The following is a 20,898-nucleotide window of genomic DNA, read 5'->3' on the forward strand; positions in this document are numbered from 1 at the left end:
CCACTAAAGCCACAAAAAAGGGACCCTCAAATGAGGATCCCTTTATGATCGAAAACTATGGGACAGCAGTGGCCTTCAGGCTGCCCTTTTAACAGATCAGGTACTGATCAGAACAGGCGGCGGCAGCGGATGGTGCCGTCGATCTGCTGCAGCTTTTCCAGTGCCAGCTTGGAGTAATCCGCATCCACGTCGATAACCACGTAGCCCACGGTATCGTTGGTCTGCAGGTACTGACCGGAGATGTTGATGCCGTTTTCGGAGAACACGGTGTTGATCTGAGTAAGAACGCCCGGGATGTTCTCGTGAACGTGCAGCAGACGGTGCTTGTTCGGGTGCTCCGGCAGGGCCACTTCCGGGAAGTTGACCGAGGTGATGGAGGAGCCGTTGTCGCTGTACTTGACCAGCTTCTCGGCCACTTCGTAGCCGATGTTTTCCTGGGCTTCCATGGTGGAGCCGCCCACATGCGGGGTCAGGATCACGTTATCGAATTCACGCAGAGGGCTGATGAACTCGTCATCGTTGGAACGCGGCTCAACCGGGAAGACGTCGATGGCTGCACCCAGCAGCTTGCCGGCCTTGAGGGCTTCACACAGGGCGTCGATATCCACCACAGTACCGCGGGCCGCGTTGATGAAGATGGCGTCCTGCTTGATCTGCTCAAACTGAACCTTGCCCATCATGTCCTTGGTGGCAGCGGTTTCAGGTACGTGCAGGGTCACGATATCGCACATGCCCAGCAGCTCGGGCAGGGAGCTGACCTGCTTGGCGTTGCCCAGCGGCAGCTTGGTCACGACGTCGTAGAAGTAGACGTCCATGCCCAGACCTTCCGCCAGTACGCTCAGCTGTGAGCCGATGCTGCCGTAGCCGACGATGCCCAGCTTCTTGCCACGGATCTCGTAGGAGTTCTTGGCGCTCTTCTGCCAGACACCGCGGTGAGCCTTGGCGTTCTTTTCCGCTACACCACGCAACAGGATGATGGATTCTGCCAGAACCAGCTCGGCCACGGAGCGGGTGTTGGAGTAGGGCGCATTGAATACCGCGATGCCGCTTTCGGTCGCCGCCTGCAGATCGACCTGGTTGGTGCCGATACAGAAACAGCCAACCGCGACCAGTTTCTCGGCCGCTTCAAATACCTGGCGGGTCAGCTGGGTACGGGAGCGGATGCCGATGAAGTGAACGTCACGGATCTTTTCGATCAGCTCTTCTTCCGGCAGGGAACCGGTGTGGAATTCAATGTTGGTGTAGCCCTGCGCGTTCAGCGTGTCGATCGCGGACTGGTGCACGCCTTCCAGCAACAGAATCTTGATCTTGCTCTTATCCAGAGAAGTAGTTTTGCTCATCTTCTGCGACTCATGCTGCAGCTGGGCGGGAAAGTCGTCCAGCCAAGGAGAAATTTGAGGGCGCAAGTGTAGCACAAAGCAGATGACTTGTTTGTGGCCTGCTACGTTGCAGTGCGGAAAATTATTCAGCTTGGCTTGAATTGAACCGAAGTTGAGGGCTGAGGTGGTCTCAGCCCTGCCTGCGGACGGCCCTTAGCTGTAGTAGCAAAGGTAGGCGGTCGGCGTGTCGATGCGGGCGTCGAAGGAATCACCGGCGGTGATGTTGAACTCGGTACCGGCCGGAAACTCGGTCCATTCGCTGCTGCCCGGCAGACGCACGGTCAGCTTTCCGGCCGTGACGATCATGCGCTCGTTCTGGCTGGTGCCGAAGGTAAATTCACCCGGCAGCATGACGCCGGATGTGGCCGGGCCTTCCGGGGTTTCAAAGGCGATGGATACCACTTTGCCATCAAAGTAGGTGTTGGTGCTCAGCATGGGGTCTCCTTAATCATTCGGCCGTGCGGCCGCAACAGGGACCGCAAGCATAATCCGCTGTCGGGGCGGCGTCACCTGTTTGTTGTGTCCGCCTGCGCCAGCACCAGATCGACAAAGGTCTGGTTGGCTCGGGACAGGCGGTGCCCCTTGCGCCAGGCCAGTGACAGATCCAGCCAGACTTCGGGCGTGAAGGGGACGGCCACCAGCGACGGGTCGTCGGCAACCACCATCTCCAGCAGGGTCGTGATACCGTAGCCGTGGGATACGATCTGCTTGATCAGCGGAATCAGGTTGGCTTCAAACCCGATCTGCGGGGTGACGCCGGCTTCGCGGCTGATACGGTCAATCACCTCGCGGTGGAAATAGCCCTCCTTGAACATCACCAGCTCTTCGGCGAAGAAGGCGTCGTAACTGATGCTGGGTGCACTGGCCAGAGCATGGTCTGCCGGCAGAATCGCCATCATCTGGGCGCGCAGGAAGCGGTGTGTTTCCAGATCCTCGGGGGGCGTGTCACTGACAATCACGCCCATGTCGATCTCGCCGGCATGAATCATCTGTTGCAGCTTGCGGGTGCCGGCCTCAATCACTTCCAGGCGTATGCCGGGGTAGCGGTGTCTGAACGCCATCAGGATGGGCGGGAAGTAGTAGGAGCCTAGCATGCTGGGAATGCCGACACGGACTTCACCCCGTTCGAGTGTATGCAGCTCGCGCATGTCCCGCTCAGCATCCTCGACCGCCTGCAGGATGGTGCGGGCGTGGCGCAGCAGCACCTCGCCTTCGTCCGTCAGGCGAACCCGGCGCTCCTGACGGTCGAACAGGGGCAGGTCCAGCGTCTGTTCCAGTTTGCGTATCGCCATGCTGACCGCCGGCTGGGCAATATGCAGCTGCTCGGCTGCGGCGGTAAAGCCACCCGCCTCCGCAACGGCGAGGAAGTAGCGCAGGTTGCGCAGGTCCATATCAATACTCATTATGGTTGGGATAAAAACTATATATTTTAATGATTCTATGCCGATTGCTAAGGTAGCGCCAGATTCACCACTCCCGCGATGAGGTAAGACATGATTTCAGCCGGCAGCACAGCATTCTGGCGCGCGACCCTGGCGCTCTGTCTGGGGTCGTTCATGATCTTCGCCAACGTGTACGTGACACAGCCCCTGCTGCCCATGCTGGCGCAGGCATTCGAGGTATCGGCGCTGCAAGCCGGCTGGACCTTTACCGTCACCACGCTGACGCTGGGCCTCTCGCTGTTGATCTGGGGGCCCTTGTCCGATGCGATGGGTCGGCGCTGGATCATGTTGCTGACCATGGCCGGGGCCACGCTGGTCACGCTGCTGCTTTCTTTCATTGAGCACTACCACGCCATGCTGGTGCTGCGTGCCGTTCAGGGCGTGTTACTGGCGGGCCTGCCGGCCATCGCCATCGCCTGGATGGGAGACGAGTTTGAGCGTGAAGCCATGTTGCTGGCGGTAGGGCTCTACATTGGCGGCAACAGCCTGGGCGGCATCAGTGGCCGCCTGATCGGAGGTTTCGTCGGGGACTGGCTGGGCTGGTCAAATGCGTTTCTGGTGATGACCCTGCTGAGCCTGTTCTGTCTGGTGGTGTTTGCGCTCCTGTTGCCCGAGTCCCGACACTTTCGCCCGCAGCCGCTGAAGCCAAGGCGCATGCTGTCGGATCTGGTGGGGCATCTGCGCAACCCGGTCCTGTTGTTGGCATACCTGATCGGCGGCTTCAATTTCTTCATCTTCATCAACCAGTACAGCTATATCACCTTTGTGCTGTCCGAGGCGCCCTACAGCCTGCCGGCAAGCGTATTGGGCATGCTGTTCCTGACCTATTTGGCGGGCACCTTCGGCTCAGCGATTTCGGGCAAGGCAGGGCAGCATCTGGCGCAGCCCCTGTGCATGGCGCTGGGCATTCTGATTCTGATGAGTGGCAGTCTGCTGACGCTGTCCGATCAGCTGTGGATGATTGTGCTGGGCTTCTGCGTCAACAGCTTCGGGTTCTTCTTCGCCCATTCCAGTGCCAGCAGCTGGGTCAGCCAGAATGCTCATCAGGCCCGTGCCAGCGCCTCGTCGCTCTACCTGCTGTTCTATTACACCGGTGCCAGCACGGGCGGCTTTTATCTGCACCCCTTCTGGGAATGGCTGCACTGGCCGGGGGTGATCGTTGGCTCTTTACTGATATTGGCGCTGACACTGGGGCTGAGCCTGCTGCTGTATCGCCTGCAGCAGGTGCGCACGGATGCCGTGGCAGCCTGATCTGATAAACTGAGCCGACATTACGCTACGCTGTCAGGAGAACCGGAATGCCGTATCAACATCGCGCGGTCGATAACCTTGAGCTGGATCTGCCACTGGGAAAAGTGGTCTGTATCGGTCGCAACTACGCGGAGCATGCCCGTGAGCTGAATAACCCCGTGCCTACCGAGCCTATTCTGTTTATCAAGCCCGCCACCTCGGTGGTGCCGATGGAAGCGCCTTTCCGGATTCCACAGGGCAAGGGGGCCGTCCACTTCGAAACCGAGATGGCGGTGCTGATCGGCAAGCCGTTGAGCAATGCAAGTGAACAGGACGCGATGCAGGCGATCGCCGGCATAGGTCTGGGGCTGGATATGACCCTGCGTGAGGTTCAGGACACCCTGAAGCAGAAGGGTCAGCCCTGGGAAAAGTCCAAGTGTTTTGATGGTGCCTGCCCGCTGTCGGCCTTTCTGTCTCCGGCGTCCATTAACGATCTGACTGATGTGCAGATCCGCCTTACCGTGAATGGCGAGGTGCGCCAGGACGGCAACTCGGCCCAGATGCTGACACCGGTGCTGAAACTGCTGGCCTACGCCAGCGAATGGTTCACTCTCGAGCCGGGTGATGTGGTGCTTACCGGTACGCCGGCCGGTGTGGGTCCGGTCAAGCCGGGCGATCAGCTGCGGGTTGAGCTGGTGGACCTGCTGCGTGTCGATACCTCGGTCGAGGCCTGACCGGACAGGTTGCGGCAGGGAGCGAACAGGTCCTGATCGGGCTGATAAAGTGTGGTCTGGACCGCCATCAGCCCCAGCACCGAGTGGAACAGGTTGTCGTGACTGAGCCGCTCATGCCGGCGTGCCCGGAGGCAGCCGCTGTCCAGCTGTCGTGCCTCGGCCATCCCTTTGGACAGCCACACCAGCATGGGGACACGTGTCTGTTGCTCGGGTGCCAGCAGGTAGGGCATGCCGTGCAGGAACAGGCCGCTTTCCCCCAGCGACTCGCCATGGTCGGAGACATAGATCATGGCGGTATCATAGGTGTCTTCCAGTGCGTGCAAGCGATCGATCAGCCGGGCCAGCACATGGTCGGTATACAGGATGCTGTTGTCATAGGCATTGACGATGGTGTTCGGGTCGCAGGTCTGTAACTCGCTGGTGTCACACACCGGGGTAAAGTGTTCAAAACGTTCAGGGTAGCGGCGGTAGTAGGCTGGCCCGTGACTTCCTTTCTGGTGCAGGACGATCACGCGGTCGCCTGACGCCGGGGTCTCTCGCGTTGGCAGCGCATTCAGCAGGGTTTCATCCATGCACTCCTCCTCATGACAGAAAGACAGCGTTGAGGCGTGGGGAATGCGGTCACAGGCGCCTTTGCAGCCTGAATTGTTGTCCAGCCAATCGGTGTCGATGCCGGCATGTGCCAGTACGTCCAGCAGTCCTTCGGTGTAGCGGCTTTGATCCTCGTCAAAGGCGGATTGTCCCTGGGCTGAAAACATGCAGGGCACCGAGACAGCCGTACTGGTGCCGCAGGACCAGGTGTTGTCGAAATAGACCGGATCACGCCGGGCCAGTTCGGGGGTGGTATTGCGGCGATATCCATCCAGGCCAAAGCTTTCCGCACGTGCGGTTTCGCCTACCACCACCAGGGTCAGGCGCGGACGGGCATTGGGCGCTTGCTGTACCCGGGCATCCTTGCCAATCACCTGCAACGGGGTGTTGGTCTGGGCATAGGCGCCGCCGAGGGTTTTAATGCCGTAATAGAGATAGTTGGTGGGTACCGCCAGATAGCGCAACTCACGGTGATTGCGAAACAGGCCGGCCATGTCCTGATATCCGGTGATCAACACGGCGCCGATGCAGATCAGGCTGGCCAATAAACCCAGCGCACGTCCCTTGAGTGCCTGCCACAGGGTGTCGTGCCGGATCGGCAGTCGCCACAGCACCCAGGCGGGCAGCAGGCCGAGCAGGTTTACCCACACGAACAGGCGTGGTGTCAGCAGTTCCCGTGTTTCCGCCAGGTCCGTTTCCAGCGCGTTGCGAATCATGGTCTTGTCGATCTGCACGCCGAAGGTGTGCATGTAGTAACTGACGAACGCCGCGCTCACCAGTGCACACAGCGCCAGTGGCTTGAGTAACACCCGAGGTACAAACAGGGTCAGCAGCAGGTGTAAAAGGGCGCTGAAAAACAGAAACAGACCGGCCACGAAGAGCGTGCCGCCAAGGCCATCTGCCTGAGGCTGGCTCAGGATCAGCGACCAGAGCGGCTGGTTGTAAAGCGCCATCAGGAGCACGGCAAGCAGTGCGCTGAACAGTTGGGCATTGAGCGGTGGCAGGCGGCTGAGCATGATCTCTCCCGGAACGGTCGTCTATCAGCCTTACCTTGTATCAGCCGCTTCTTAAGTGAACCTTAAGGCTGAACGCGGTCGTAGTAATCGGGTCGGTAGCCGCCTGTGGCATACTGGCCCCAACCTCTCTGATGCAATGTAAGGAAAGACAATGCTCTGGTTCAAAATGCTGCACATCCTGGCCATGACCAGCTGGATGGCGGGAATTTTCTATTTGCCGCGAATTTTCGTGCACTACGTGGAAGGCCGTGAGGCGGGTCAGGATGTGGCTCGGCTGGAGATCATGGCGCGCAAGCTGTACGGCTTCATGACCATCATGGCGGTGTTCACACTGGGGCTGGGGCTTTGGCTGTGGCTGGGGTACGGCTTCAGCGGTGGCTGGCTCCATGCCAAGCTGATGTTTGTGGTGTTTCTGATCGGCTATCACGCCTGGTGCCGGGCGTACCTCAAGCAGATGCAGCGCGGTGAGCTGAACCGCAGTGGGCGATACTTCCGACTCTATAATGAGCTGCCACTGCTGATCTTCATCCCGATTCTGATTTTTGTGGTGGTTAAACCATTCTGATCAGTCGGAGGCGGGTGCCTTTTCCTGGCTCCGCTTCTGTTCCAGCAGCGCGATGCGTGCCTCCAGACGGTCGGTGGCATCGCGCAATTCCTCCACCTGTTCCTGCCAGATATCGATCTCGATGCGGGTCGGCAACAGGCGCGCTTCTTCGTGCAGATACTCTTCCAGACTGTGGATAAAACTGTTGCTGCCGTAGCGCAGCTGGCGGCTGGCCGAGCGCATCAGATTCGCCAGCGGGTGGGCCGCGGTGTCGCCGATCAGGTCGGCGAGCCAGGCTTCCCAGTCGACCTGGCTGTCGGCCAGAATTTTCTGCAGCTCGTGTACCAGTCCGGTATTGCCTTCCAACACCACGCCCTTGCCAAAGAGGACCGCGTTACCCGCCTGTGGCAGGCGCAGGAGGTTGAAAGCGGAGCCGCGAATGCAGGCATCGGGCTCAGTGGCACTTTCGGCCAGCAGGTCGATGCCCTTGCCGTGTGGCAGCATAAACAGGTGGCATTCGGGGCGTGTGCATTCGATCCGAATTTCCGTCCCCTCAAGCGCGCCCAGTCGCTGCAGCGTCACCGGGTCACGTGCCAGTACGAGATTCAGGCTTTCTTCTGCCAGTGTCAGCAGGCTGGCACTGATCATTCCGGTCCCGGTGTCGATGGCCATAGGGGCTCCTGTTGCAGCGGGCGTCAGGGCTTGATGCCGGTATGGAGGGCAACGATACCGCCGGTCATGTTCTGATAGCGGCAGTTTACAAAACCGGCGGTTTCCATCATGCCCTTGAGGGTCTCCTGATCCGGGTGCTTGCGGATGGACTCGGCCAGGTAGCGGTAGCTGTCGGAGTCACCGGCAATCGCCTTGCCCATCTGCGGCAGGATGTTGAACGAATAGAAGTCGTACAGCTTGGTCAGCGCTGGATTGTCGGTCTTGGAAAACTCCAGGATCATCAGCTTGCCGCCGGGCTTGAGCACGCGCAGCATGGAGGCCAGTGCCGCGTTCTGGTCGGTGACGTTGCGCAGGCCAAAGGCGATGGTGATCACATCGAAGGTGTTGTCCTCGAACGGCAGGCACTCGGCATTGGCCTGCACGTATTCCACGTTGCCGGCCACACCGGAGTTGAGCAGCTTGTCGCGGCCCACCTTGAGCATGGAGTCGTTGATGTCGGCCAGTACCACCTTGCCTTCCTGGCCGACCATGCGGGCAAACTTGCGGGTCAGGTCGCCGGTACCGCCGGCAATATCCAGTACCTTGTGGCCACGGCGAACACCGGACTGGTCGATGGTAATCCGCTTCCACAGGCGGTGGATGCCGCCGGACATGAGGTCATTCATCAGGTCATACTTGCCGGCCACCGAATGGAAGACATCGGCAACGCGTTTTACCTTCTCTTCGACCGGTACATCCTGATAGCCGAAGTGAGTGGTTTTCTTTTCGTTCTGCTCTGACATGATTCTCTGTCCGACTGTTACCCAAAAGATGTCCGCATTCTACTCCGCACGGGGGCGTTTGTCGCTCAACCGCGTGCGATCAGACCGTTGTCACGGGAGGCGCCTGCTGCGTCCAGTTGCTGCAGATAGCGCTGCCAGTAGTCAGCCTGATTATGTGCCAGATCGTGCAGGTATTCCCAGGTATACAGGCCCGAGTCGTGACCGTCATCAAAGCTGATCTTGAGGGCGTAGTTGCCGGCGGGCTCGACCCCCTTGATGCCGACATGCCGCTTGCCGGTCTGCAGGATCCCGTTGCCGATCCCGTGGCCACGAACCTCGGCCGAGGGCGAGTGTACACGCAGGAACTCGGCGGTCAGCTCAAAGCTGCCGTCGGCATAGATCAGCTCGAGGGTACGGGATTTGAGGTGCAGTTTGATATCGGAAGGCAGTGGAACCGCGGTACTCATGTTGGTGCTCCAAAGAAGGCCGGGAGGCATGTTGCCTCCCGGTCAGGACATCAGAGGATGTAGTGACTCAGATCCTCATCATGGCTGAGTTCATCCAGCTGTGAATTGACGTACGCAGCATCCACCTGAACGGTTTCACCGGTCTTGTCGGAGGCGACAAAGGACAGGTCATCCAGCAGGCGCTCCATCATGGTGTGCAGTCGGCGCGCACCGATGTTTTCGGTCTGCTCGTTCACCTCGTAGGCCAGCTCCGCAATGCGGGCGATACCGTCTTCGGTGAACTCCACGTTAACGCCTTCAGTGGCGAGCAGGGCCTTGTACTGTTCGGTCAGCGAGGCCTTGGGCTCGGTCAGAATGCGGCGGAAATCCTCCGGCGTCAGAGCGTTCAGCTCGACACGGATCGGCAGACGGCCCTGCAGTTCCGGGATCAGGTCGGACGGGCGTGCCAGGTGGAAAGCGCCGGAGGCGATAAACAGGATGTGGTCGGTCTTGACCATGCCGTACTTGGTGCTGACGGTGCAGCCTTCGATCAAGGGCAGCAGGTCACGCTGAACCCCTTCACGGGAGACATCGCCACCGCTGTTGCTTTCGCCACGCTTGCAGACCTTGTCGATCTCATCGAGGAACACGATGCCGTTCTGTTCCACCATTTCAACCGCTTTCTGCTTGGTCTCCTCTTCCTTGATCATGCCGGCCGCTTCTTCATCGGTCAGCAGCTTGAAGGCGTCCTTGACCTTGAGACGCTGGGTTTTCTTACGGTCCTGGCCCAGATTGGAGAACATGTTCTGCAGCTGGCTGGTCATCTCTTCCATGCCGGGAGGCGCCATGATCTCAACACCCACCGGCTGCTGGGAGACTTCGATATCAATCTCCTTGTCATCCAGCTGGCCTTCACGCAGTTTCTTGCGGAAGATCTGGCGAGTGGCGCTGTCGGTCTTGCCTGCAGGCTCCTCTTCCTGACCGTAACCGGTGGAGCGTGCCGGTGGCAGCAGTGCATCCAGAATGCGCTCTTCGGCGGCTTCTTCGGCGCGGAAGCGAACCTGCTCCATCGCCTGTTCACGGACCATCTTCACGGCCATTTCAGTCAGGTCTCGGACGATGGTTTCCACATCGCGGCCCACATAGCCGACTTCGGTGAACTTGGTGGCCTCGACCTTTATGAACGGTGCATTGGCCAGCTTGGCCAGACGGCGGGCAATTTCGGTTTTGCCCACACCGGTGGGGCCGATCATCAGAATGTTTTTCGGGGTAACTTCCGGGCGCAGCTCTTCGTCCAGCTGCATGCGGCGCCAGCGGTTACGCAAGGCAATGGCCACGGAGCGCTTGGCATCGTCCTGACCAATGATGTGACGGTTGAGTTCATGCACGATCTCGCGCGGGGTCATGTTGGACATGTTCAGCTCTCCTCGCGGCTGTTGGGCAGGGTTTCGATGGTCAGGTTGTCGTTGGTGAAGACGCAGATGCCGGCGGCAATGTGCAGGCTTTTCTCAACGATGTCACGAGCACTGAGCTCCGTGTTTTCCACCAGCGCACGGGCGGAAGCCAGAGCGAAGTTGCCACCGGAACCGATGGCAATCACGCCGTCTTCCGGCTCGATCACGTCCCCGTTGCCGGAGATCAGATAGGTTTTGTCCTCGTTGGCCACCAGCATGAGTGCTTCCAGGCGGCGCAATGCGCGGTCCGAGCGCCACTCGCGCGCAAGGTGAATCACGGCGTTGACGATGTTGCCCTGATGCTTGTCCAACTGCTGCTCGAACAGATCGCGCAGGGTAATGGCGTCTGCAGTGCTGCCGGCAAAACCGGTGATGACTTTGTGCTTGGGCAGGGTGTTGACCTTCTTGGCCGTCCCTTTCATTACGGTATTGCCCAGTGAAACCTGGCCATCACCGCCGACGACGACCTGGTCGCCACGGCGCACGGAAACAATTGTTGTCATGACTGATAAATCCTGTCGGTCCGAAAATAGGTACCTGAAACCGCTTGTGGCGGTTGTGCAGAATGCCTTAATGGATACAGATATGGATGCCGATGGCGGGATTTCAAGGGGCAGACCCGGATCAGTCGATCCGGATCTGCATCGGAATGATGCTGAGGTTGCCCAGCTTGTTGCGCGCCTTGCTCATTTCGGTCTTGTTGTCGAACGGACCGATACGGACGCGGTACCAGACCCCGTTGCTGCCGTCGGAGCGATCGGTCTTGACCCCGGGGAACCCCTGCAGAATCAGCTTGGCCCGCATGCGCTCGGCATCCGCGGGGTCGCGGAAGGAGCCGGCCTGAAGCACGTAGCGGTGCTCCATCTTGGCATCCTTCGGAGTGGACTTGTAGGCGTCCACCTTGGGTGCAACCACCTCGGTCTTGGGCAGCATTTCGTAAAATTCAAACTTGCTCTGCGGGGCTTCGTCCCCCGTTGCCGCCGTGGCGGGCTCGGTCGGTTTGGGTGCCGGTTTGGCCGCAGGCCTGGGGGCTGGCTGCTGGGCCCTGGGGGCCTCAGCCGTGTCAGTCTGCGGTGGGGTCTGCAGCAGGGTGTAGAGCAGAAACCCCAGCCCGACCAGAACCACCGGGGTGGCCAGCAAGAGCCCCCAGGGGGTACGGCGAGGGGGCGGCGCAGCCTTGCGCGGTGCCGGCTTGCGGCTGGGGGCACGGCTGGCGCTGTTGCCGCCCCGGCGCTTGCGGGCGTAGTCCTGCTTGGCCATCGTTTACATCTGCTCCGGCGCAGATACACCCAACAGCTTGAGGCCGTTGGCCAGCACCTGGCGTACGGCAACGCTCAGGGTCAGGCGTGCGTTGCGCAGCTCGGCATCGTCGATGATCAGCTTGTGGCCGTTGTACCAGGTGTGGAAATCGCCGGCCAGATCACGCAGGTAGTTGGCCAGAATATGCGGCTCGAAGTTGAGGGCCGCATGTTGCAGGGTCTCCGGGTATTTGCCCAGCTGCTTCACCAGATCTTTCTCGGTTTCGCTTTCGAGGCGCTCCATGGCCGCCAGTCCGGCCGCCTGATCCCAGGCCATGCCTTCGCTTTCCAGCTTGCGCAGGACCGAGCAGACACGGGCGTGGGCGTACTGGATGTAGTACACCGGGTTGTCCTTGGATTCGGACTTGGCCAGCTCCAGGTCGAAGTCCATGTGCTGGTCGGCCTTGCGGGTCACGTAGAAGAAGCGGCAGGCATCGTTGCCCACTTCGTTACGCAGCTCGCGCAGGGTCACGAAAGAGCCTGAACGGGTGGACATCTGCACGCGCTCGCTGCCGCGATACAGGATCGCGAACTGCACCAGACGGACTTCCAGCTTTTCCGGATCGTAGCCCATGGCCTGAATCGCGGCTTTCACGCGGGCGATGTAGCCGTGGTGGTCGGCCCCCCAGATGTTCACGACCTTGTCGAAGCCACGCTCGAACTTGTTCATGTGGTAGGCGATGTCGGACGCGAAGTAGGTGGTCTGGCCGTTGGCGCGTTTGACCACGCGGTCCTTGTCGTCACCGAATTCAGTTGAGCGGAACCAGAGGTTGCCTTCTTCCTCGTAGAGGTAGCCCTTGGCTTCCAGCTGTTCCAGTGCGCGTGCTACATCGCCGCTGCTGGTCAGGGAACGCTCGGAGAACCATTCCTGATAGTCAACGCCGAACTCGGACAGGTCCTCACGGATATCGCCCAGAATGGCGTTGAGGCCGGCATCGAAGACGGTCTCGTAGTCGTCGCCCAGCAGTTCGCGGGCACGCTCAATCAGCGCATCAATGTGCACTTCCTTGTCGCCTCCGGCAGGCTCGTCGGCCGGAATTTCAAAGAAAACGTCTGCCGCCGGGAAGTTGAAGCGGTCGCCATGTTCCTTCAGCAGGTCGTGCGCGATATCGCGAATGTAGTAGCCCTGATAGCCGTTGCTCGGGAAGGTGAGTTCCTGGTCGTTCAGTTCCAGGTAACGCAGCCACACGCTCACGGCGAGGATGTTCATCTGACGGCCCGCATCATTCACGTAGTACTCGCGCTCCACTTCCACGCCAGCCGCTTCCAGCAGATCGGCAACGGTGGCGCCATAGGCGGCGCCACGCCCGTGACCTACGTGCAGGGGCCCGGTCGGGTTGGCGGAGACAAATTCCACCTGCATGCGCGGGCCAGAGTTGGCGGCGCCGCGACCGAAAGCTTCGCCCTGTTCGAGAATGTCGCCGACCACATTGAAGATGGAGGCCTGGCTGACAAAGAAGTTGATGAAACCGGGACCGGCGATCTCGGTTTTCTCGATGCTGCCGGAGGTCGGCAGGGCGTCACAGATCTGTTGTGCCAGCTCGCGCGGGTTGCGTCGGGCCGGTTTCGCCAGAGTCAGCGCGATGTTGCTGGCAAAGTCGCCATGCGCCTTGTCGCGGGTGTTTTCCACCTGAATGTTGGGCGTGATGTCGGCCGGCAGGGTGCCGTCTGCGATCAGGGAATCGAGAGCGTTCTCGATCAACTGGGCAATCTGTTCTTTCATCGGGTTACTCTGGCTGGAATTGACGATCAGAATGATGCAATAAACCGGGCATTATACGCCCTCGGAGTGGTCAATTGCCAATCAGTCGCAGCGCGTGTCACCTGCATGCTGCAGCACCCAGAGTCACGGCCTAGTAACTGTCGATCGGGTCCACATCCAGTGTCCAGCGCACTCGCCGGGCTTCCGGGTGTTCTTGCATCAGATTGACCAGCAGCGCCAGGGCCTGGTGCAGCGGTTTGCGGGCTCCCGCCTGGATCAGTAACTGGGCACGGAAGAGGCCGGCACGCTTTTCCATCAGGGCGGGGAAGGGGCCGACACACTGTGCCTGTTCGGGCAGGTATTGCTGGCCCCATTCGCGCACGCTGAGCAGGAAGTTCTCGGCCAGTCCCTGCCGGTTGGCTTCGGCGCGGATCAGGGCGTGGTTGGAAAAGGGGGGCAGATGGCCGCCCTTGCGCAGTCGCAGCTCTTCGCGGGCAAAGGGCTCGTAGCCGGCGTTGACCAGCGTATTCAGCATGGGGTGATCCGCCTGCATGGTCTGAAGCAACACCTCGCCGGGGTGGTCGGCGCGACCGGCACGGCCGGCAACCTGCAGGATCAGTTGAGCGGTTTTCTCCATGCCCCTGAAGTCGGCACTGAACAGCCCGGCATCGGCATCCAGAATCGCGACCAGTGTCACCTTGGGGAAGTGGTGACCCTTGGCCAGCATCTGCGTGCCGACCAGAATACAGGGGTCGCCACGGTGCACCTTAGCCATGATGTTTTCCAGTGCCTGCTTGCGCTGGGTACTGTCGCGGTCCACGCGGTGAATGGGCGTGTCCGTGAAGTGCACCTGAAGGCGGTCCTCAATCCGTTCGGTGCCGCTGCCGGCCGGGCGAAGCTGGTCGCTGCCGCAATGTGCACATCGCATCGGGATCGGGGTCTGGCGGTCGCAGTGATGGCAGTGCAGGTGCGGCGGCTGGCGGTGCAGTGTCATGCGTGCATCGCATCGGGTGCAGTCCACCGGCGTGCCGCAATCGTGGCACACCAGTGCAGGCGAGAAGCCCCGCCGGTTCAGGAACAGCAGCACCTGAGTGCCCTGCTGCAGGTGTTGACGGATCCGTGCCAGCAGCGGTGTGGACAGGCCGGCATCCAGTGCCTGCTGGCGAATATCGAGCAGCTCAAACCTTGGCGGCTGAGCCTTGCCGGCTCGGCGGGTCAGGCGCAGGTGCTCAAAGCGGCCGCTGAGCGCATTGTTGAGCGATTCCAGTGAGGGGGTGGCGCTGCCCAGCAGTATCGGAATGTCCAGCTGGTGGGCACGGTATACGGCCAGGTCTCGGGCGTGATAACGGAAGCCGTCCTGCTGCTTGAAGGAGCCGTCATGCTCCTCGTCCACGATGATAATGCCGGGGTGCTTCAAGGGGGTAAAAACGGCGGAGCGGGTACCGATCAAAATGCGGGCGCTGCCTTCCCGGGCCCAGAGCCAGGCATCCAGTCGCTGTCGGTCGGTCAGGCCGGAGTGAAGGGCCAGTACCGGCACCTTGAAGCGGGCCTTGAACCGGGCCACGGTTTGGGGCGTGAGCCCGATCTCGGGCACCAGTACCAGTGCCTGTTGACCGCGTTCCAGCACCTGCTGGATCGCCTGCAGGTACACTTCGGTCTTGCCGGAGCCGGTGACGCCCTCCATCAACACGGAGGTAAACCCAGTGGTATCACTCAGACGATCCACGACGGCCGCCTGTTCGTCGTTGAGCGTCAGGGGGGCTTCAAGCAGCACCTGATCCTGACTGTCGGCATGGGGAAGGCGGGGGATCTGTTCGATCGCTTCCGCCATGCCCTTGGCTTCCAGCGTTCGCAGCAGTTTGGGGTCGCCACCTTCCGCTCGCAGTGCGTCGGTGCTGATGCCCTGCGGGTGTTCGATCAACAGAGCCAGTACGGCCTGCTGGCGGTGCGCATTGGCGGGTAAGGCGGACAGGTCGGCACGGCTGCTGGCGCGCCACAGGGTCTGGTGCTGAAAGCGGTCTGCCTGTCCCTGTCGCAGTAGAACCGGCAGGGCCTGATGCAAGGCGTCGCCCAGCGGGTGCTGGTAGTAGCCTGCCGCCCAGCTCACCAGGCTGAACAGGGCCGGATCCAGAACCGGCACAGTATCCAGTACCTCCAGTGCCGGCTTGAGCTTGTCGGCAGGACAGTCGCTGAGGGCTTCCGGTATCTGCTCAACCAGAACCCCAATGACCTCGCGGCGGCCGAACGACACACGCACACGACACCCCGGATTGATGGGGCCGGAGTGGTCGGTGGGTGGGCGATAGTCGAACAGGCGCCTCAGTGGAGAGGGTACGGCGATACGCAGTACGCGCCTCTCTGAAACCCCGGAGGTGGCAGTGTCAGCATTCATGGTGCAGCAGTCTAGGGCTTTTATTCGATACTGGAAATGGCTTTTTTACTTGTCGCTGTTGGTGCCAGTGCGTATAATTTCGCGCCTTAGTTGTCATGAATGACGGGGCGTCTCCCTTGGGGCGCTGCCAATACTGAAAATGTGCGGTGCCTGGCGTCTTATATATGCGCGACCGGGTGGCGGCACGCCAATTTTATCGAGGTTAAAGATGAAAGCTGGTATCCATCCGGAATACAACGAAGTCAAGATCACCTGCTCCTGCGGCAACGTGATGAGCACCCGCTCTACCATGGGTAAAGACATGCTGGTCGACGTATGCAGCCAGTGTCACCCGTTCTACACCGGCAAGCAGAAGGAAGCGACTTCTGGTGGCCGTGTTGACCGCTTCAAGAAGCGTTTTGGTGCTCGTGGCCTCAAGAAGTAACAACTTCTTGCCAAGCGCACAGCTGAAGAAGGCACTCCACTGGGGTGCCTTTTTTGTTTCTGTTCTGGCGGTGTTGCCCCTGCGGGCAGAGTGCCCTCGGTTGGAGCAGGGGTTCATGGCGACCGTCGCCCAGGTATACGACGGTGATACGGTGCGTCTGACCAATGGCGAGCGCTTGCGCTTGACCGGTATCAATACACCTGAGCTGAGCCGTGATGGACAGGCAGATGAACCAATGGCGCAGGCGGCGCGTCAGTGGTTTGTGCGTGAGGCCAAGGGACGGCAGGTGTATCTGGTGCCCGGTACGGAGGCGCGAGATCACTATGGGCGGCTGCTGGCGCATCTGTATCTGCCGGATGGGCGGCTGGCGTCAGAGCAGATGATTCTGAAAGGCATGGGGTTTGCGCTGGCACAGAGTGCTCAGCCAGAACTCCTGACATGCCTGTTTGATGCCGAGCAAACGGCGATGCTGTCAAAACGGGGCGTGTGGCAATCGGCCCCCGTGCGTGCCGGTTCACTGCACGAGGGCGGGTTTGCGGTTGTAGAAGGACAGGTGACGCGGGTCACACCCACGCGCCGTGGTACCTACCTTGATCTTGATGATCACCTTGCCCTGTTTGTGCCGAGCCGTCTGATGCAGAAAAGTACCATTGAGTGGCGTGAAGGCATTGAAATGGAGGCGCGTGGATGGGTTGTCGACCGCCTTGAGCGGCAGGGTTCTCTGCGCCCCGGGCAGCAGCGCTGGCTGCTCAGAATCGCCCATTTACGCCATCTGCAGAGCCACTGAAGTCGTAGTTGGCATCGTCGGAAGCACGGTTGTTGTGGATATTGCTTTTATATATGATGCAAGTCCGTCTTTTTACAACCTTAGTTGGAAACAGCAACCATGTCTCAAGATTTCAAACAAGCTGCCCTCGATTACCACGAGTTTCCTCGTCCGGGCAAAATCAGTGTAGAGCTGTCTACCTCTGCTGAGACGTCTCGCGATCTTTCTCTGGCGTATTCGCCGGGCGTGGCCGAGCCGGTCCGCGAGATTGCCAAGGACCCCGATGCCGCGTATCGCTATACCGCCAAGGGGAACCTGGTTGCCGTGATCTCCAACGGTTCCGCCATTCTGGGCCTGGGTGATCTGGGACCGCTGGCCTCCAAGCCGGTCATGGAAGGTAAGTCCCTGCTGTTCAAGCGCTTTGCCAATATCGATTCCATCGATATCGAAGTCGATGCCGAGAGCCCGCAGGCCTTCATCGATACGGTTGCCCGTATCGCCGAAACCTTTGGTGGAATCAACCTGGAAGACATCAAAGCACCTGAATGCTTCGAGATCGAGCGCGCCCTGATCGAGCGTTGCAACATCCCGGTATTCCACGATGATCAGCACGGTACCGCGATTGTAACCGCGGCCGGCATGATCAACGCGCTGGAACTGGCTGGCAAGAAGCTGGAAGAAGCACAGATCGTATGCCTGGGTGCGGGCGCTGCTGCCAGCGCGTGCATGAAGCTGCTGATCAATATGGGTGCCAAGGTCGAAAATATCTTCATGCTGGACCGCAAGGGTGTGATCCACTCCGGTCGCGAAGATCTGACACCGGAAAAAGCGGCATTCGCCACAGAAACCGACAAGCGTACGCTGGAAGATGCTATCGACGGCGCAGACGTATTCGTTGGTCTGTCTGGCCCGGATCTGCTGTCACCGGAAAACCTGCTGAAGATGGCGGATAACCCGATCGTCTTCGCCTGCGCGAACCCCGATCCCGAAATCAAGCCGGATCTGGCGCGTGCGACCCGTTCTGATGTGATCATGGCGACTGGTCGTTCCGATTACCCGAACCAGGTTAACAACGTACTGGGCTTCCCGTTCATCTTCCGTGGTGCGCTGGATGTCCGTGCTACCGCGATCAACGAAGAGATGAAAGCGGCAGCCGTGCGTGCGTTGGCTGATCTGGCCAAAGAGCCGGTAACGCCGGAAGTACTGGCCGCCTATGGCCTGCAGGAACTGGCGTTCGGTCGTGACTACATTCTGCCGAAGGCAACTGACTCTCGCCTGCTGGGTGCCATTTCCCAGGCGGTGGCCCAGGCTGCCATCGACACTGGTGTGGCCCGCCTGCCGATGCCGGAGCACTACCCGCTCTGATCGCCAACGGCTTCGAGAAGATACAAAAAAACCGCTGCTTCGGCAGCGGTTTTTTTTTGGAGCGCTCTTAGGGATCAGTAGCCGAAAATGGCCTCGGTGGCAGGTGCCTGCATCTGCTGCTCCGGGCTGCGAGCGGTTTCCGTCGGCACGTCTTCGGTGCGGAAGTATTCGCTCATGGCATTATCCTGGCCTGTGTAGGCACGCTTTCCGGTTGCCGGGTCGATCATCACGCGTACCACTCCCTCGGGTGCGGTCGGGGGCTCTTCCGGCACGCCGTCCAGTGCATCCTCCATGAAGTCGATCCAGATCGGCAGTGCGCGGCTGCTGCCGTACTCACCACGGCCGAGCGGGCTGGGCTGGTCGAAGCCGACCCAGGCGGTTGCCACCAGGTGAGGGTTGAAGCCGCTGAACCAGACATCCTTCTGCTCATTGGTGGTGCCGGTCTTGCCGGCCAGATCGTTGCGTTCCAGTGCCAGTGCACGGCGACCGGTACCACGGTTGATCACGTCGTTCATGATGTCCTGAATCAGGAATGCATTCCGCGGTGAGATGATCCGCTGGGCGTAGCGTGGCGCGGGTGTCGCATCGGCCGGTTGCAAAATATCGGTGGGTGCCTCCGGGGGGAGGGCAGCGGTGGATTCTGTTGTCTCGGTACCTGCCGTGATGGCAGCCTCGGATTCACACGCCTTGCAGACGCGAACCGGGTTTGCCTGCAGCAGCAAGTTGCCTTCTGCGTCTTCAATACGGCTGATCAGGTAGGGCTCCACCTTGAAGCCGCCATTGGCGAAAGCAGCGTAACCGGTGACCACCTGCAAGGGTGTGGCTGAAGCACTGCCCAGAGACAGTGACAGGTTGGCCGGGAAGCGGTCGGGTTCAAAACCGAACTTCAGGATGAATTCACGTGCCTGTTCAATACCCAGTGCTCGCATCAGGCGAATCGATACCAGGTTGCGTGAGCGGTAGAGCGCTTCGCGCAGGCGTGTAGGGCCGTTGAATTCGCCGTTGTCGTTTTCCGGGCGCCAGGTGCCTTCAAGGCTGACATCGTGAAACACCACCGGCGCATCGTTGATGATGGAGGCGGGGGTGAAACCGTTTTCAAGCGCCGCGGTATACAGGAAGGGTTTGATGTTGGAGCCGGGCTGGCGGTAGGCCTGTGTCGCACGGTTGAATTTGTTGTGGTAGAAGCTGAAGCCACCCACCAGAGACCGGATGGCACCGTCCTGAGGATCCAGTGCAGTGAGCGCGCCCTGGATATTGGGCATCTGGGTCAGTTTCAGGTTGCCTTCGCTGTCATTCATGACGCGGATGATGTCGCCCGGCTGAACCACGTCGGCAGGACGTTTGGGCTCGGGGCCGGTCCAGTGAATGCTGCGGAAGGGGCGCGCCCACTTGATGCCGTTCCAGTCCAGTCGAAGGGTGTTGCCCTCACGGTCCAGCAGGTCGGCACCGGACTCATCCACGGACACCACCAGAGCCGGTTCCAGTCCGGCGAACGAGGAGTGGCGCTTCAGTTCGTTCAGTTGGTCAGCAGGGCTCAGAGCCTGAATGTCGATGCTGGCTTCGGCACCTCGGTAGCCATGACGCTCGGTGTAATCGAGCAGGCCTCGACGCAGGGCCTGAATCGCTTCAGTCTGCATGCGGCTGTCGATCGTGGTCCAGGCTCGGTAGCCATCGGTGTACACATCTTCGCCAAAGCGCTCAAACAGTTGCTGACGGACCATTTCGGCGATGTAGGGCGCATCCAGCTCAATATCGCTGCGGTGGTAGCGCGCGCTTACGGGTGTATTGACGGCCATGTCGTGCCGGGCCTGGTCGATATAGCCCAGCTTGAGCATGCGGCCCAGAATCCAGTCGCGACGCTCCTTGGCGCGTTCAGGGTTGGTGATCGGGTTAAACGCTGAAGGCGCCTTGGGCAGGCCGGCTATCATGGCCAGCTGCGCGAGGCTGAGTTCGTTGATGTTCTTGCCGTAATAAGTGTTGGCGGCGGCCTGGATGCCGTAGGAGCGATGGCCGAGGTAGATCTTGTTGACGTACAGCTCCATGATCTCCTGCTTGTCGAGTGTTTGCTCGATCTGCAGGGAGAGCAGGATTTCGACGAACTTGCGCTTGAAGGTCTGCTCGCGGGTCAGGAAAAAGTTCTTGGCCACCTGCATGGTGATGGTGGAGCCGCCGCTCTGAATGCGGCCAGTTGACGCAAGCTGAAAGGCAGCACGTGACAAGCCCTTGATATCAATACCGAAATGCTCAAAAAAGCGAGCGTCCTCGGCCGCCTGAAGGGCCTTGATGAAATCATCGGGGATCTGGTCAAACGTTACCGGGACGCGCTTCTTTTCGCCAAATTCAGCGATGAGCTTGTCGTCAGCCGAGTAAATTCTGAGCGGTGTCTGGAATTTAACTTCACGTAAAGTTTGCACATCTGGCATTTCAGGGCTGAAATAGAGATATGCGCCCCCAAGAGCGGCAGCCCCAGTAAAGACGCCGATTAGCGACAGGGTAAGGAACCACTTAAATAAACGTTTGAGTATCCGCATGCTGCCCTTCAAAATAAGCGAAAAAAAATATAGAGCTGGATCATTATATAGGTGTGTGCTGGCGGGTCCAGAATGAACCGACAGTTTAAATTGTGCCCAATTCAGGCTACATTGTGAGCGTTTGTGGGACTTCACCTGACTGATATAAGGA

General features: G+C 60.0%; 19 protein-coding genes. 6 read left to right on the forward strand and 13 right to left on the reverse strand.

Features of this window, described 5'->3' with window-relative positions:
• Positions 1-107: 107 nt before the first annotated feature.
• The 3 genes from serA to H9C73_RS14340 all read right to left on the reverse strand — a co-directional run bounded on the left by serA (position 108) and on the right by H9C73_RS14340 (position 2,770).
• Positions 108-1,340, reverse strand: a complete 1,233-nt coding sequence (gene serA / locus H9C73_RS14330; protein WP_209288589.1) for a phosphoglycerate dehydrogenase — start codon at positions 1,338-1,340, stop codon at positions 108-110.
• Positions 1,341-1,532: 192 nt separating this feature from the next.
• Positions 1,533-1,814 (reverse strand): pyrimidine/purine nucleoside phosphorylase, encoded by a 282-nt coding sequence (gene ppnP / locus H9C73_RS14335; protein ID WP_209288590.1) that lies wholly within the window; start codon positions 1,812-1,814, stop codon positions 1,533-1,535.
• 71 nt (positions 1,815-1,885) lie between these two features.
• Positions 1,886-2,770: a LysR family transcriptional regulator gene (locus tag H9C73_RS14340; protein ID WP_209288591.1), complete on the reverse strand. Its 885-nt coding sequence runs from the start codon at positions 2,768-2,770 to the stop codon at positions 1,886-1,888.
• A gap of 102 nt (positions 2,771-2,872) precedes the next feature.
• On the opposite strand from H9C73_RS14340, the gene H9C73_RS14345 reads away from it, so the two are divergent.
• Both H9C73_RS14345 and H9C73_RS14350 read left to right on the forward strand, forming a co-directional pair.
• A complete protein-coding gene (locus tag H9C73_RS14345) occupies positions 2,873-4,072 on the forward strand; it encodes an MFS transporter (RefSeq protein WP_209288592.1) in 1,200 nt (399 codons plus the stop codon).
• Positions 4,073-4,119: 47 nt separating this feature from the next.
• Positions 4,120-4,785: a fumarylacetoacetate hydrolase family protein gene (locus H9C73_RS14350; RefSeq protein ID WP_209288593.1), complete on the forward strand. Its 666-nt coding sequence runs from the start codon at positions 4,120-4,122 to the stop codon at positions 4,783-4,785.
• Here H9C73_RS14350 and H9C73_RS14355 read toward each other — a convergent pair.
• The gene (locus tag H9C73_RS14355; RefSeq protein WP_209288594.1) at positions 4,728-6,392 is read right to left on the reverse strand and encodes a phosphoethanolamine transferase; all 1,665 of its coding nucleotides are present in this window, start codon (positions 6,390-6,392) and stop codon (positions 4,728-4,730) included. The two genes, H9C73_RS14350 and H9C73_RS14355, sit on opposite strands and share 58 nt — an antisense overlap.
• 151 nt (positions 6,393-6,543) lie before the next feature.
• On the opposite strand from H9C73_RS14355, the gene H9C73_RS14360 reads away from it, so the two are divergent.
• Positions 6,544-6,957 carry a CopD family protein gene (locus H9C73_RS14360; protein WP_209288595.1) on the forward strand — a complete coding sequence of 138 codons (414 nt, stop codon included), beginning with the start codon at positions 6,544-6,546 and terminating at the stop codon, positions 6,955-6,957.
• Here the strand turns inward: H9C73_RS14360 and H9C73_RS14365 are convergent, their stop codons facing one another.
• The 8 genes from H9C73_RS14365 to H9C73_RS14400 all read right to left on the reverse strand — a co-directional run bounded on the left by H9C73_RS14365 (position 6,958) and on the right by H9C73_RS14400 (position 15,661).
• A complete protein-coding gene (locus H9C73_RS14365; protein WP_209288596.1) occupies positions 6,958-7,608 on the reverse strand; it encodes a ubiquinone biosynthesis accessory factor UbiJ in 651 nt (216 codons plus the stop codon). It abuts the gene before it with no gap.
• 23 nt (positions 7,609-7,631) lie between these two features.
• Positions 7,632-8,390, reverse strand: coding sequence for a bifunctional demethylmenaquinone methyltransferase/2-methoxy-6-polyprenyl-1,4-benzoquinol methylase UbiE (gene ubiE, locus H9C73_RS14370; RefSeq protein ID WP_209288597.1), 759 nt, complete (start codon positions 8,388-8,390; stop codon positions 7,632-7,634).
• A gap of 65 nt (positions 8,391-8,455) precedes the next feature.
• The gene (locus H9C73_RS14375; RefSeq protein WP_209288598.1) at positions 8,456-8,836 is read right to left on the reverse strand and encodes a gamma-butyrobetaine hydroxylase-like domain-containing protein; all 381 of its coding nucleotides are present in this window, start codon (positions 8,834-8,836) and stop codon (positions 8,456-8,458) included.
• 50 nt (positions 8,837-8,886) lie between these two features.
• The gene (hslU, locus tag H9C73_RS14380) at positions 8,887-10,230 is read right to left on the reverse strand and encodes an HslU--HslV peptidase ATPase subunit (protein WP_209288599.1); all 1,344 of its coding nucleotides are present in this window, start codon (positions 10,228-10,230) and stop codon (positions 8,887-8,889) included.
• Between the two features lie 2 nt (positions 10,231-10,232).
• A complete protein-coding gene (hslV, locus tag H9C73_RS14385) occupies positions 10,233-10,772 on the reverse strand; it encodes an ATP-dependent protease subunit HslV (protein ID WP_209288600.1) in 540 nt (179 codons plus the stop codon).
• A 121-nt stretch (positions 10,773-10,893) separates the two neighbouring features.
• Positions 10,894-11,529, reverse strand: a complete 636-nt coding sequence (locus H9C73_RS14390) for an SPOR domain-containing protein (RefSeq protein WP_209288601.1) — start codon at positions 11,527-11,529, stop codon at positions 10,894-10,896.
• 3 nt (positions 11,530-11,532) lie between these two features.
• Positions 11,533-13,290: an arginine--tRNA ligase gene (argS, locus tag H9C73_RS14395; RefSeq protein WP_209288602.1), complete on the reverse strand. Its 1,758-nt coding sequence runs from the start codon at positions 13,288-13,290 to the stop codon at positions 11,533-11,535.
• A gap of 130 nt (positions 13,291-13,420) precedes the next feature.
• Positions 13,421-15,661, reverse strand: coding sequence for a primosomal protein N' (locus tag H9C73_RS14400; protein ID WP_209288603.1), 2,241 nt, complete (start codon positions 15,659-15,661; stop codon positions 13,421-13,423).
• A 208-nt stretch (positions 15,662-15,869) separates the two neighbouring features.
• Between H9C73_RS14400 and rpmE the strand changes: the two genes are divergently transcribed.
• The 3 genes from rpmE (at position 15,870) to H9C73_RS14415 (ending at position 18,216) form a co-directional block, all read left to right on the forward strand.
• Positions 15,870-16,085, forward strand: coding sequence for a 50S ribosomal protein L31 (gene rpmE / locus H9C73_RS14405; RefSeq protein WP_209288604.1), 216 nt, complete (start codon positions 15,870-15,872; stop codon positions 16,083-16,085).
• A gap of 115 nt (positions 16,086-16,200) precedes the next feature.
• Positions 16,201-16,872 (forward strand): thermonuclease family protein, encoded by a 672-nt coding sequence (locus H9C73_RS14410; protein WP_209288605.1) that lies wholly within the window; start codon positions 16,201-16,203, stop codon positions 16,870-16,872.
• A gap of 99 nt (positions 16,873-16,971) precedes the next feature.
• The gene (locus H9C73_RS14415) at positions 16,972-18,216 is read left to right on the forward strand and encodes a malic enzyme-like NAD(P)-binding protein (protein ID WP_209288606.1); all 1,245 of its coding nucleotides are present in this window, start codon (positions 16,972-16,974) and stop codon (positions 18,214-18,216) included.
• 74 nt (positions 18,217-18,290) lie between these two features.
• Here H9C73_RS14415 and H9C73_RS14420 read toward each other — a convergent pair whose 3' ends face one another.
• Positions 18,291-20,639, reverse strand: coding sequence for a penicillin-binding protein 1A (locus H9C73_RS14420; protein ID WP_236014303.1), 2,349 nt, complete (start codon positions 20,637-20,639; stop codon positions 18,291-18,293).
• Positions 20,640-20,898 lie beyond the last annotated feature (259 nt).

Origin of the sequence: Marinobacterium alkalitolerans, from assembly GCF_017776525.1 — a bacterium.
Taxonomy (GTDB): Bacteria; Pseudomonadota; Gammaproteobacteria; order Pseudomonadales; family Balneatricaceae; genus Marinobacterium; species Marinobacterium alkalitolerans.

Coding starts and splice junctions, on each gene's coding strand:
- serA (WP_209288589.1), bottom strand. CDS start 1,340: ATGAGCAAAACTACTTCTCTGGATAAGAGCAAGATCAAGATTCTGTTG.
- ppnP (WP_209288590.1), bottom strand. CDS start 1,814: ATGCTGAGCACCAACACCTACTTTGATGGCAAAGTGGTATCCATCGCC.
- H9C73_RS14340 (WP_209288591.1), bottom strand. CDS start 2,770: ATGGACCTGCGCAACCTGCGCTACTTCCTCGCCGTTGCGGAGGCGGGT.
- H9C73_RS14345 (WP_209288592.1), top strand. CDS start 2,873: ATGATTTCAGCCGGCAGCACAGCATTCTGGCGCGCGACCCTGGCGCTC.
- H9C73_RS14350 (WP_209288593.1), top strand. CDS start 4,120: ATGCCGTATCAACATCGCGCGGTCGATAACCTTGAGCTGGATCTGCCA.
- H9C73_RS14355 (WP_209288594.1), bottom strand. CDS start 6,392: ATGCTCAGCCGCCTGCCACCGCTCAATGCCCAACTGTTCAGCGCACTG.
- H9C73_RS14360 (WP_209288595.1), top strand. CDS start 6,544: ATGCTCTGGTTCAAAATGCTGCACATCCTGGCCATGACCAGCTGGATG.
- H9C73_RS14365 (WP_209288596.1), bottom strand. CDS start 7,608: ATGGCCATCGACACCGGGACCGGAATGATCAGTGCCAGCCTGCTGACA.
- ubiE (WP_209288597.1), bottom strand. CDS start 8,390: ATGTCAGAGCAGAACGAAAAGAAAACCACTCACTTCGGCTATCAGGAT.
- H9C73_RS14375 (WP_209288598.1), bottom strand. CDS start 8,836: ATGAGTACCGCGGTTCCACTGCCTTCCGATATCAAACTGCACCTCAAA.
- hslU (WP_209288599.1), bottom strand. CDS start 10,230: ATGTCCAACATGACCCCGCGCGAGATCGTGCATGAACTCAACCGTCAC.
- hslV (WP_209288600.1), bottom strand. CDS start 10,772: ATGACAACAATTGTTTCCGTGCGCCGTGGCGACCAGGTCGTCGTCGGC.
- H9C73_RS14390 (WP_209288601.1), bottom strand. CDS start 11,529: ATGGCCAAGCAGGACTACGCCCGCAAGCGCCGGGGCGGCAACAGCGCC.
- argS (WP_209288602.1), bottom strand. CDS start 13,290: ATGAAAGAACAGATTGCCCAGTTGATCGAGAACGCTCTCGATTCCCTG.
- H9C73_RS14400 (WP_209288603.1), bottom strand. CDS start 15,661: ATGAATGCTGACACTGCCACCTCCGGGGTTTCAGAGAGGCGCGTACTG.
- rpmE (WP_209288604.1), top strand. CDS start 15,870: ATGAAAGCTGGTATCCATCCGGAATACAACGAAGTCAAGATCACCTGC.
- H9C73_RS14410 (WP_209288605.1), top strand. CDS start 16,201: ATGGCGACCGTCGCCCAGGTATACGACGGTGATACGGTGCGTCTGACC.
- H9C73_RS14415 (WP_209288606.1), top strand. CDS start 16,972: ATGTCTCAAGATTTCAAACAAGCTGCCCTCGATTACCACGAGTTTCCT.
- H9C73_RS14420 (WP_236014303.1), bottom strand. CDS start 20,639: ATGCCAGATGTGCAAACTTTACGTGAAGTTAAATTCCAGACACCGCTC.